The sequence below is a fragment of the Rhodoferax aquaticus genome (genome assembly GCF_006974105.1).
Classification (GTDB): Bacteria; Pseudomonadota; Gammaproteobacteria; order Burkholderiales; family Burkholderiaceae_C; genus Allorhodoferax; species Allorhodoferax aquaticus_A.
Genome location: NZ_CP036282.1, coordinates 785,055 through 796,984, shown reverse-complemented (window position 1 = coordinate 796,984; position 11,930 = coordinate 785,055). Strand labels below are relative to the sequence as shown.

The following is an 11,930-nucleotide window of genomic DNA, read 5'->3' as shown; positions in this document are numbered from 1 at the left end:
TGCGCCTCATGGACAGTCTCGGCTTAGCAGAGCAGCTGTTTGCGCGCCCGGTGCAGGCGCACAAACAGGCTGGACTCGGTGATCTGCAGGCGCGCACACACGTCTTCGGACGACTCGTCTTCAATCACGCGGAACTCCATCACATCACGCAGGCCAGGTGCTAGGGTGTTGATGCGCTGCATGGTGTTTTGCAGCAGTTGGCGCTGCTCAGCCACTTCATGGGGGCCGGGGTTGGGGCACTGCAGCTGCCACACGTCACTGTCTTCGCCCTCTTCTTCCAGGCTGTCGTAGCGGGCACGCTGGCGAATCAGATCGACAATTTTGTTTTTCAAAATGGCCGTGAGCCAGCTGCGCAAGGCGCTGCGGCCCGCAAAGCTGCTGCGCCCCTGCATCACCGCTTCAAACACGTCATGCACCACGTCCTCAGCCAAGCTGGGGTCTTGCAACTTGCGTTGGGCAAAGCGCACCAGATAGTCCCGGTGGGGCATGAGATCCATCCAGTCCAAGGGCGCGGCTGGTGCGGCGCAGGCCGAGGTGTCTGCGTCCGCGTCTGGCACAAAGCCCGCCATCAAGGCTTGGATGTGGCTGGCATCAAACGCTGCGGTGGTGGAGAAAGCAAAAGTGTTCATGGTGGTCGTGGGCTTGAAGTGTTCCGTGGCTCTACTGTCGCGGCCCCGCCTCACGCCTTGCTCTCGAAATATCACAGCCAGATAACATTTGTAAGGTTTTGCCGTGATCTGCGACCTAAGTTGCATTAAGGTACCCCCATGAAAAGAATCCTCGTTGCTGAAGACCAGGCCGATATCCGGGCCCTGTTGACGCTCAATCTGCAAGGCGCGGGTTATGCGGTCACAGAAGTGGCCGATGGCGTGGCCGCCTTGGCCCAAGAAACCAGCCAAGCGCATGACCTGCTCATTCTGGATTTGATGATGCCGGGCATGGATGGGCTAGAGGTCTGCAAAAGCCTGCGCGCCAAAGGCAATAGCACCCCCATCCTGATGCTCACGGCCAAGTCCACCGAACTGGACCGCGTGCTGGGCCTGGAGCTGGGCGCTGACGACTACCTCACCAAACCGTTTTCGCTGGCCGAATTGCTGGCGCGCGTCAAAGCCTTGCTGCGCCGCGCTGAGCTGCTGCGCAATGCCCAGCAGGCCCACCCAGCACCCGCCCAAACCCTGCGCAATGGCAGCCTGGAGATTTGGATGGCCAAGCGCCAGGTGCAGCTGCGCCAAGCCAACCTGGACCTGACCGCATTGGAATTTGACTTGCTCTTGTACTTTGCGCAGCACCCCGGCCATGTGTTCTCGCGTGCCCAGTTGCTCAATGCCGTGTGGGGCTACACGCATGACGGCTATGAACACACGGTAACCACCCACATCAACCGGCTGCGGGCCAAGATGGAGGCAGACCCTTTGCGCCCCGAGTTCATCCTGACCGTGCGCGGCGCGGGCTACAAAATGCGTGAGGCTCCACGCTGATTCACCCTATGTCAATTCGCTTCAAGATTGCGCTCACGATCTTCCTCACCGGCTTGCTCACCGCCGTTGGGGTCGTATCCACGGTGTTGATGGCCTTTGAACGCTTTGAACACGAAGCCACCTACTACCGCGCCAGCGCATTCTTGGAGCGTGTCGTGGCCAAACACCCCGATATGTTTGACATGCAAGAGCGTTTTCCCGACGAGTTTGCGGACTTCTTTCGCAGTTTGGTGTTGTTTGAGCCAGACTCGCAGCTCTATCTATTGGACAGCGCAGGCACCGTCATCGTGTCCACCGGTGAAGCCAAGCTGCCCAAGGGCTTCCAAGTGGCGCTCAAACCGGTGATGGAATCCAGCGGCCCAGAGCCCATGCCCTACGTACTGGGAGACGACCCCGAACGCATGGATGCGAGCGCGGTGATTGCAGCGCGCGCCGTGCAACGCAATGTGATTCTCAAAAACCCCGAGAGTGATGGCTACTTGTACCTGGTGTGCCATAAGCGGGTGCTCCCGCAAGGCGGGTTTGCGGTTTTCCAAAGCAGCTTTGCGAAACCCACGCTGTGGTTGCTATGTATCGTGGTTGCGGTGAGCACACTGTGCGCCGCATGGGTGACGGCCGCCGTGACACGCCCGCTGGCCAGGCTCACCGAGGCCATGGGCAATGTGTCGCGCCAAGGCCTGCAGGAATTTGCGGCCGGGCAATCAGCCCCGCAGTCCGAACTGCTAGACGCCATGCCCCGCGCGGGCACTGACGAAATTGGCCAACTCAGCAAAGGGCTGCGCGCCATGCTCGACACCCTGCGCACCCAATGGGCCGCGCTGCGCCGCTTGGACCACTTTCGCCGCGAAGGCGTGAGCAACCTGTCGCATGACTTGCGCTCTCCATTAACGGCCACGGTGGCGTGCTTGGAAACCCTGGAGAACCGTTGGGCGGGTGACGATGCGCGCACGGAAGACCGCCGCTTGGTCGAGGTTGCGCTGCGCAACACCCACAACGCGGCGCGCTTGGTGCAGTCCTTGGGCGACTTGGCCCAGCTGGATGAGCCCCAGTTTGCGCTGCGCACCGAGCTCATGGATGTCAATGAGCTGCTGGACGACTTGGTGCTGCGTTTTACAGAACGGGCGGAGCGCCTAGGGGTGCGCATGCAAGCCAGTGCTGCTGCAGATGCCATGCTTTTGGTGGCCGTAGATGTGGAGCTGTTGGAGCGCGCGGTGGCCAACTTGGTCGACAACGCCCTGAAGTTTTGCCCGTCCGGTGGCTGCATTCGCTTGGGCGCCGTGGCCCACGGCGCGCAGGTGTGGGTGCAGGTTCAAGACGACGGCCCCGGCATTCCGAGCGAAGACTTGCCCCACCTGTTTGACCGCTTCTACCAGAGCCGCCACAGCGTGGCCCCCGCCACGGGCGAAGGCGGCAAGGGCTTAGGCTTGGCCATCGTCAAGCGCATTGTGGAGTTGCATGGTGGCGAGGTGATGGTGCACAAGGTGGTGCCCACCGGCACCTGTGTGACCTTGGCACTGCCCAGCCCATCGGTTGCGCCTGCCCAAACCTGACAGCGGCCACGCTGCCCGCTTGACCTGCGAGAATAGGGCGCTCTGCAGCCGCACCCCACCCTGACCATTGCCACACGGCCCCCCCCATGAACAGACCACTCTGGCTACTCGCCCTTTGCCAAGGGCTTTTTCTCACCAACAACGTCACCTTCATTGCCATCAACGGCTTGGTCGGCCTGAGCATGGCGCCACTGGGCTGGATGGCCACCTTGCCCGTCATGGGCTATGTGGTGGGTGGCGCACTGTCCACTTCCTTGGTGGCCAAGACGCAGCAGAGGTTTGGGCGCAAACGCTCGTTCCAACTCGGTTTGCTGGTGGCGCTGGGCTCCGCTCTGCTGTGCGCGTATGCGGCTGTGCACAAGGACTTTTGGTTGCTGTGCTTTGCCACGGTGGTGGCGGGCTACTACAACGCCAATGCCAACCTCTACCGCTTTGCAGCCGCGGAACTATCTGCTCCGGCCGCGCGCGAAAAAGCCGTCTCACTGGTCATGGCAGGTGGTCTGATGGGCGCGGTGCTGGGCCCCAATTTGGCGGCGCAGACCAAGTCGCTCACCCAAGTGCCTTTTGCGGGCGCCTACCTGGCTTTGGCTGTGGTGGCACTGATTGCGCTGGCAGTGATGGCCTTGATTGACTTTCCGCCACCACCTGCCAAGCAAGACCATAGCGAGGGTCGCCCACTCAGTGCCATCATGCGCCAGCCTACCTTTATCGTGGCGGCAGCCACAGGGGCTTTGGGTTTTGGCGTCATGAACTTGCTCATGGCGGCCACGCCCATTGCGATGCAACAGTGCGGCTTGCCCTTTGGTGATGCCGCCTTGGTGCTGGAGTGGCATGTGATTGGCATGTTTGCCCCCGGGTTTTTCACCGGCCATTTGATTAAGCGCTTTGGCACACTGCCCATCATGGGAGTGGGCGTGGCCTTGTACGCCGGCTGCATTGCGGTTGCGCTCTCGGGTGTCGATTTGCACCAATTTCTAATCGCCTTGTTTTTGCTGGGCGTGGGCTGGAACTTCTTGTTCACCGGCAGCACCACCCTCTCGCTGGAGACTTACACGCCACAGGAGAAAGACCGCGCGCAAGGCGCACTGAACTTCTTCGTGTTTGCGGTGCTGGCAGCCAGCTCCTTGGCTTCGGGCATCTTGGTCACGACCAGCGGTTGGACGTGGCTGAACTACGGCTCCGTCGCCCCGGTCGCGCTGGTGGCAGCGTCCCTGCTGTGGCTGGCTTATCTACGCAAGAAGCTAGCTAGTCAGCGCATATGAAGCCAAGGCACGCCTCCATGTCCGAATGGATATGGCCAGCTGCGGTGCCAGCAAACCGTGGCTGGGTGAACGTATGGCTTGCCTCCATCACTCTGTCTGAATATCTATCTGCTATCTGATGATGCACTTGGTAGATGAGTGCGTGTTTTGAACACCCACTCCCCCAACCCCTCGCCCCGTCGGCGAGGGGAGCCTTGAACTGCCGATTTTGCTAATGGCCGCCGGATACGTGGCTACAGGGGATGCGCTGCCGACCTTGTGTTTTGCCACGGCGCCTGGGGGGCGGTTGTAGATTCTGCGTCTATATTGGGTGCGCCAGCGCTGGCAGCTTCGCCTGCCAGTGGGGTTGTGCACATACCTCCGAGGCCCTACAACCGCATGCACTGGCCGTGGTGTGCCAACCCGTTGGCGACGGTTCTTTGGTAGCACTGCATCCGGAGCGAAACCATCCCATCGGCAGTTCAGGACTCCCCTCGCCGACGGGGCGAGGGGTTGGGGGAGTGGGTGTCCCAAACCAAGCAATAGCCATCCTCCAAGCCACAACGCCAAGTGCAAGCAAGGCGCTAAACCGCACGCCACTGCATGTGCTGCGCCACACATCCTTCAAACCCCTCGATGTGGTTGTTGGCCGCCGGATACGTGGCTACAGGGGATGCGCTGCCGACCTTGTGTTTTGCCACGGCGCGTGGGGGCGGTTGTAGATTCTGCGTCTATGTTGGGTGCGCCTACGCTGGCAGCTTTGCCTGCCAGTGGGGGTGTGCACATCCCTCCGAGGCCCTACAACCGCATGCACTGGCCGTGGTGTGCCAACCCGTTGGCGACGGTTCTTTGGTAGCACTGCATCCGGAGCGAAACCATCCCATCGGCAGTTCAGGACTCCCCTCGCCGACGGAGCGAGGGGTTGGGGGAGTGGGTGTCCCAAACCTAGCAATCACCACCATCCAAGCCACAACGCCAATTGCAAGCAAGGATCTAAACCGCACGCCACTGCAGTTGCTGCGCCACACATCCTTCAAACCCCTCGATGTGGTTGTTGGCCGCCGGATACGTGGCTACAGGGGATGCGCTGCCGACCTTGTGTTTTGCCACGGCGCGTGGGGGACGGTTGTAGATTCTGCGTCTATGTAGGGTGCGCCTACGCTGGCAGCTTTGCCTGCCAGTGGGGGTGTGCACATCCCTCCGAGGCCCTACAACCGCATGCACTGGCCGTGGTGTGCCAACCCGTTGGCGACGGTTCTTTGGTAGCACAGCGTCCGGAGCAAAACCATCCCATCGGCAGTTCAGGACTCCCCTCGCCGACGGGGCGAGGGGTTGGGGGAGTGGGTGTCCAAAACCAACAAATCACCACCCTCCAAGCCGCAACGCCAATTGCAAGCAAGGAGCTAAACCGCACGCCACTGCAGTTGCTGCGCCACAAATCCTTCAAACCCCGCGAGCAGGCCACTGACATCGCACCCTTCCACTTGGGCCAAGGCGGCACAGGTGGCTTCTAGGGTGGAGAGTTGGTCGGGCAGGTGCGCTTTGCGAATTCGGTAAGCGCTGGGAGGCAGCTGCTGCAAGGGCAGGCGGGGCAGTGTGTGCAACAAGGGGTTGGTGAACAGCATTTTGCGGCTCTTGCGCCAGGTGCCGTCGAGCACCACCAAGCGCATACGCTCGGGTTGGCTGAGTGCCTGCGCGGGCAATGCCGGGGGAACCGGCAGACCGAGGGCACCGTGGTCTGGAGTTTCGGGGTAGAGCAGCACGGTGGTTGGGGGGCCGCTGGCAGCGGACTCTGCGCTCCGCGCGGAGGCATGCACATCTGGCCACGGTGCAAACAAATAATGCTGCAAATCCTCTGCAGCAAAGGTCTCTCCCACCACCAAGCGGCTGCGTGGCAGGCCCAGGTGCAAGAGGCGCGCGGTGCCTTTGGCGTTCAGAACTTCCAAGGGGTGCTGCAAGATGAGCACTTGCACGCGGTGGGGCGTAGGGCGCACCCACTGGCAGATGCAGGCGGTGCTGGCGCGCAGACACCGCGTGCAACGTGGGCGCTGGGCCGTGGGCTCTGAAGGCCCGTCCAACGGGCGCAAATCGCTATGCATTCAATAGCTGCTTGCGCTTTATGGATGCGCGCTGCAGGCCTTTTTCTCTCAAACTATGCAGCGCGGGTGTGCTTTTCCACATTGGCCACGGCCAAGGCAGTCATGTTCACCACGCGGCGCACAGTCGCCGAAGGGGTGAGCACATGCACAGAGGCTGCGGCACCCAGCAAGATGGGGCCGACCGTGACGCCGTGGCCACTCACCACCTTGAGCACGTTGAACAAGATGTTGGCTGCGTCCAGATTGGGGCAAATCAGAATATTGGCCTCACCCGTGAGTTTGCTGTCCATCAATGCGGCTTGGCGCATGCCTTCGTTCAAGGCAGCGTCGCCATGCAGCTCGCCGTCGCACTCAATGCCGGGTTCCATCTCGCTGAAGATTTCGTGGGCCAAGCGCATCTTGACCGCAGACTTACGCTGCGAGGTGCCGTACATGGAATGCGACAAGAAGGCGATCTTGGGTGGCAAGCCAAAGCGGCTCACTTCGTCAGCCGCCATTTGGGCGATGTTGGCCAGTTGCTGTGCGTCTGGGTCTTCGTTGACAAAGGTGTCGGCAATGAACAGGGTGCGCTCGTCCATCATCAAGGCGTTGAGCGCTGCCAAGGTGGTGGCGCCTTTTTTCACACCGATCACATCGCGGATGTGGCCCAAGTGCACATCAAAGCGCCCAACCAGCCCGCACAGCATGGCATCGGCATCGCCCAACTTGACCATGAGGGATGCGATGGTGGTGTTAGAGCGGCGCACTGCCGCCTTGGCCGTCTCGATCGACACGCCTTTGCGCCCCATGAGGCGGTGGTAGGTTTCCCAGTACTGGCGAAAGCGCGCGTCTTCGGCTGGGTTCACACACTCCACGTCCACACCTAGGCGAATGCGCAAGCCCGCTTTCAAAATGCGTGCTTCGATGACCGAGGGGCGGCCAATCAAAATGGGGTGGGCCAAGCCTTCGTCTACCGCCACTTGCGCGGCGCGTAGCACACGCTCGTCTTCGCCTTCGGCATAGGCCACGCGCTTGGCGTTGGCGGCCACGGCCTTGGCAGCCGTAAACACGGGGCGCATGAACATGCCGGTTTGGTACACAAAGCGCGACAGGTGCTGGCGGTAGGCTTCCAAGTCTTTGATGGGGCGCGTGGCCACGCCAGACTCTTCAGCCGCCTTGGCCACAGCCGGGGCAATGCGCAAAATCAAGCGCGAGTCAAACGGCGTGGGGATGAGGTAGTCCGAGCCAAACACCAGCTCTTTGCCCGCGTAGGCAGTGGCCACCTCTTCGCTGATGTCGGCCTTGGCCAGGTCGGCAATTTGGCGCACACAGGCCAGCTTCATCGCCTCGGTGATTTTGGTTGCGCCACAGTCCAGCGCGCCACGGAAGATGTAGGGGAAGCACAGGACGTTGTTGACCTGGTTGGGGTAGTCCGAGCGGCCGGTGGCAATGATGCAATCGGGGCGCACCGCTTTGGCCAGCTCGGGGCGAATCTCTGGCTCGGGGTTGGCCAAGGCCAAGATGATGGGCTTAACGGCCATGGTCATCACCATGTCTTGGGTGAGCACGCCAGCGGCTGAGCAGCCCAAGAACACATCGGCTCCGTTCACCACATCGGCCAAGGTGCGCAACTCTGTCGTTTGGGCAAACCGTGCTTTGGAGGCATCAAAGCCCCCCGCGCGGCCCTCGTAGATCACGCCCTTGGAGTCGCACACATACACGTTCTCACGGCGCACGCCCAAGCCCACCATCACATCCAAACACGCAAGCGCCGCAGCACCTGCGCCCGACACGGCGATCTTGACGTCTTCAATGCGCTTGCCCACCAGTTCCAAACCATTGAGCAGGGCAGCGCTGGAGATGATGGCAGTGCCATGTTGGTCGTCATGGAACACCGGGATGTTCATGCGCTCGCGCAGCTTTTGTTCGATGTAGAAGCACTCCGGCGCTTTGATGTCTTCCAGGTTCACGCCGCCCAGGGTGGGCTCCATGGCGGCAATCATGTCCACCAGTTTGTCGGGGTCGCGCTCGGCCAGTTCGATGTCAAACACATCAATGCCCGCGAACTTCTTGAACAAACAGCCCTTACCCTCCATCACCGGCTTGGCCGCCAGGGGCCCAATGTCGCCCAGGCCCAGCACCGCGGTGCCGTTGGTGATGACGCCCACCAGATTGCCGCGCGAGGTGTATTCAGCCGCCAAGGACGGATCAGCCTCAATGTCCAAACAGGGGTAAGCCACGCCCGGCGAGTAGGCCAAGCTCAGGTCGCGCTGGTTAGACAGGGGCTTGGTGGGGGTTACCGAAATCTTGCCGCGTGTGGGCAGGCGGTGGTATTCGCGGGCGGCGTCGCGCAGTGCGCTTTCAGCGGGGGAAATGTCTTGGGCCATGGGTGCTCCTCGTAGTTTTTTTGGCTGCGTCAAGAATAAAGCATCGCGGCAGGGGGCTTACGGGCAAGCCATGCCAACATGGCATTGCCCTATGCCACCCGCTGGCCTCGGGTGACAGGCCTGCCCTTAGGCCAACAAGTCGACCAGGGAGCGCGCAATCACCTTGGTGGCGCGGCGCAGGTCTTCCAACACAATGCGCTCGTCGGCACGCTTGGCGTGCGACTCCAACACCGTGCGGGGGCCGGCGCCATAAATCACGCCGGGGATGCCTGCCTCGCAAAACAGACGCACATCGGTGTACAACGGCGTCCCCAGCGCTGGAATGTCTTCGCCAAACACGGCTTTGCCGTGCTTTTGGATGGCATCGACCAAAGGCTTGTTGCCAGGCAGCGGCTGCATGGCGTTGGCCAACAAGATGCGCTTGATATCGACGGTGACACCGGGAATCTTGGCAGCCGCCGCTTCAATCACCTGGCGCAGTGTGGCTTCTACCTGCACTGGGTTCTCTTCAGGAATCATGCGGCGGTCTAGCTTCAGCGTCACACGCCCGGGAATCACGTTGGTGTTGGTGCCGCCTTCAATCATGCCGACGTTCAGGTAGGGGTGGGTAATGCCCTCCACGCCAGACAGCACATGTTTGTAGAGCTGGTTTTGTGCATAGAGCGCGTTCAGAACATGGGTGGCCCCTTGCAAGGCATCCACGCCTGAGTCGGGAATGGCCGCGTGGGCCATCTTGCCGTGCACCGTCACTTCCATCTGCAAGCATCCGTTGTGCGCGGTCACCACTTGGTAGCTAAAGCCGGCGGCCACCATGAGGTCGGGGTGGATGACCTTGTTCTTGAGCAGCCACGCAGGCCCGAGCTCGCCGCCAAATTCTTCGTCATAGGTAAACAGCAACTCCACGCTACCGGCTTTGGGTTGGGCTACCGCTTCTAGGGCCCGAACCGCGAAGGTGTAGGTCGCAAAGTCGCACTTGCTCACGGCTGCTGCGCGTCCGTACAGCTTGCCTTGTTCGATTTCGCCGCCGTAAGGGTTCTTGGTCCACCCCTCGCCCGGCGGCACTACGTCACCGTGGGCATTGAGCAACACAGTTTTGCCCGCACCGTACTTGCGGCGCACCACCAAGTTGGTGATGCTTTGCAGGCCTGCGGCCAATACGTCTGCCTCTGGCACTGCATGCTTCTCGGCCACCATGCCCATGCCTTCGAGCAAGACGGCGGTGCGCTCCGCGTGCGGTGCATTGTTGCCTGGAGGCGTATCGGTGGGCACGCGCACCAGCTCTTGCAAAAACTCCACTTGCTCGTCAAAGTGGGCGTCAATCCATTGGTCTATGTGTTCGTAAGTGGTCATGCGTGTGGTCTCTGAAATGTTGGGTGTGTTGTGGATAAAGAGGGGGCCATTCGGCTCAGTGCACGGCGGCCAGTTGGTCCAGCAGCAGCGCAAATGCGTCTACCGATAGCTGCATGTCGTTGCTGGTGGTGCTCTCCAGCGGGTTGTGGCTGATGCCCGAGTTTTGGCCACGCACGAACAGCATGGCTTGGGGCATGATTTCATGCAGCTTCATGGCGTCATGGCCCGCGCCGCTGGGCATGGGCGTGCTGGGCAAGCCCAAAGTTTCGACGGCACGCGCCCACTGTGCTTGCAAGGCCGGGTCACTGGGGGCGGCAGCGGCGCGCATGGTTTCTTCTAAGCCAAAGCCCAAGCGACGGCGCTCGCAAATTTCCGCCAGCTTGGCGCGAATGTCAGCCGCACAGGCGTCACGCACTGCATTGGTGGTGGCACGCACATCGAGGCTGAAATTGCAGCGCCCAGGCACCACGTTGATGGAGCCACTAGGCACTTCCAACATGCCAACCGTAGCCACCAAGTCTGGCTCACTGCGGGCACGCTGCTCGGCGTACAAAATCAACTCGGCCACGCCCGCAGCGGCGTCGCGGCGGCGGGCCATGGGGGTGGTACCTGCGTGGCTGGCCATGCCCGTGATGGCCCCCAGGTAGCGCACGCTGCCATTGATGGAGCTGACCACGCCCAAGGGAATGTCCAGCTCGTTGAGCACAGGCCCTTGCTCAATGTGAACTTCGACAAAGCCCAGGTACTTGGCCGCATCGCGCTTTAACTTGGCGATGTCGTCTACGCACAAGCCCGCGTGTTGCATGGCGTCGCGCATGGCAATACCGTCGGCATCTTTTTGGTCTAACCACTGGGCGTCAAACTGGCCGGTGAGTGCGCTGGAGCCCAAAAACACCGCTTTGTAGCGCTGGCCCTCTTCTTCCGAAAAGCCCACCACCTCAATGCCATACGGCAAGCGACGCCCTTGGCGCGACAAAGCCTGCACGCACGCCATGGGCACCAAGATGCCGAGACGGCCGTCGTACTTGCCACCGTTGCGCACGGTGTCGTAGTGGCTGCCCGTGAGCAAGCGTTTGGCGCTGCGGTCGGTGCCATGGTAGAGGCCCACCAAGTTGCCCACAGCGTCGATTTCCACCTCATCAAAACCGCAATCTGTGCGCATCCAGTGCGAGAGGCGCTGGGCAGCGGCGCGGTGCGCATCGGTGAGGTAGGTCACGGTGAGTTCACCCCGCTCGGCAAAGCCTGGGTCGCTGTGGGTGGCCAAACGTTCGGCCCAATCCCAGACCAAATTGCCTTGCTCAGGCGTCACGCCAAACTTGTCGTCCAGCCTGATCTCGGCAATGCGGTGGATGTTGCGCACGCACTCTGCCACTTCAAAGTCCACGGGGTTGCCCAAGCGGCGCTCAAACGTGGCCATGATCTCGGCCTTGCCCAAGCCCACACCACGCGGGCCGCGCACCGCCAAGATGAAGGGGAACTTGAACTTGGCGTTGTAGTCCGCATTGAGTTGCTGAATCTTGGCAAATTCTTCAGGCGTGCACTGGGTCAGGCCCGCCTTGCTTTGCTCGTTGGTGGACTCCGCAGTCAGCGTATTGCTCACCATGGCTTTGCCCGCCAACTCCGGGTGGGCGCGGATCAAAGCGAGTTGGGGGTCCAAGCCCGCCGTGCGCACCACGTCCACCAGCGCCAGCTTGAGCTGCGCCAAGGACTTGAAGGGCCGCTGCGCCAGGGCGGCTTGTGCAATCCATGGGGAGTGTTCGTACAAGCCGTCCAAAAGTTGCGTGGCCTGAGCCACGCTTGCAGCGTTAAGTTGGTCTAGGGTGAGGGGCATGGTGGGGCTTTCTGG

8 protein-coding genes are annotated in these 11,930 nt (G+C 61.5%); 3 read left to right on the top strand and 5 right to left on the bottom strand.

Annotated elements, in window-relative coordinates:
* Window positions 1-23: 23 nt before the first annotated feature.
* A complete protein-coding gene (locus EXZ61_RS03750; protein WP_168224693.1) occupies window positions 24-629 on the bottom strand; it encodes an RNA polymerase sigma factor in 606 nt (201 codons plus the stop codon).
* Between the two features lie 138 nt (window positions 630-767).
* Here EXZ61_RS03750 and EXZ61_RS03745 point away from each other — a divergent pair, with 138 nt between their 5' ends.
* The 3 genes from EXZ61_RS03745 to EXZ61_RS03735 all read left to right on the top strand — a co-directional run bounded on the left by EXZ61_RS03745 (window position 768) and on the right by EXZ61_RS03735 (window position 4,290).
* Window positions 768-1,478, top strand: coding sequence for a response regulator transcription factor (locus tag EXZ61_RS03745; RefSeq protein ID WP_142809160.1), 711 nt, complete (start codon window positions 768-770; stop codon window positions 1,476-1,478).
* A gap of 8 nt (window positions 1,479-1,486) precedes the next feature.
* Window positions 1,487-3,028 carry a sensor histidine kinase gene (locus EXZ61_RS03740; RefSeq protein ID WP_142809158.1) on the top strand — a complete coding sequence of 514 codons (1,542 nt, stop codon included), beginning with the start codon at window positions 1,487-1,489 and terminating at the stop codon, window positions 3,026-3,028.
* 86 nt (window positions 3,029-3,114) lie between these two features.
* A complete protein-coding gene (locus tag EXZ61_RS03735; protein ID WP_142809156.1) occupies window positions 3,115-4,290 on the top strand; it encodes an MFS transporter in 1,176 nt (391 codons plus the stop codon).
* A 1,382-nt stretch (window positions 4,291-5,672) separates the two neighbouring features.
* Here EXZ61_RS03735 and EXZ61_RS03730 read toward each other — a convergent pair.
* From EXZ61_RS03730 to uraD, 4 genes are all read right to left on the bottom strand, one after another.
* The gene (locus EXZ61_RS03730) at window positions 5,673-6,368 is read right to left on the bottom strand and encodes a tRNA-uridine aminocarboxypropyltransferase (protein WP_142809154.1); all 696 of its coding nucleotides are present in this window, start codon (window positions 6,366-6,368) and stop codon (window positions 5,673-5,675) included.
* 53 nt (window positions 6,369-6,421) lie between these two features.
* Window positions 6,422-8,734, bottom strand: coding sequence for an NADP-dependent malic enzyme (locus EXZ61_RS03725; RefSeq protein WP_142809152.1), 2,313 nt, complete (start codon window positions 8,732-8,734; stop codon window positions 6,422-6,424).
* Window positions 8,735-8,860: 126 nt separating this feature from the next.
* A complete protein-coding gene (locus tag EXZ61_RS03720; protein ID WP_142809150.1) occupies window positions 8,861-10,084 on the bottom strand; it encodes a M20 family metallopeptidase in 1,224 nt (407 codons plus the stop codon).
* 55 nt (window positions 10,085-10,139) lie between these two features.
* On the bottom strand, window positions 10,140-11,915 hold the full coding sequence (uraD, locus tag EXZ61_RS03715; RefSeq protein ID WP_142809148.1) for a 2-oxo-4-hydroxy-4-carboxy-5-ureidoimidazoline decarboxylase: 1,776 nt from the start codon (window positions 11,913-11,915) through the stop codon (window positions 10,140-10,142).
* Window positions 11,916-11,930: the final 15 nt, after the last annotated feature.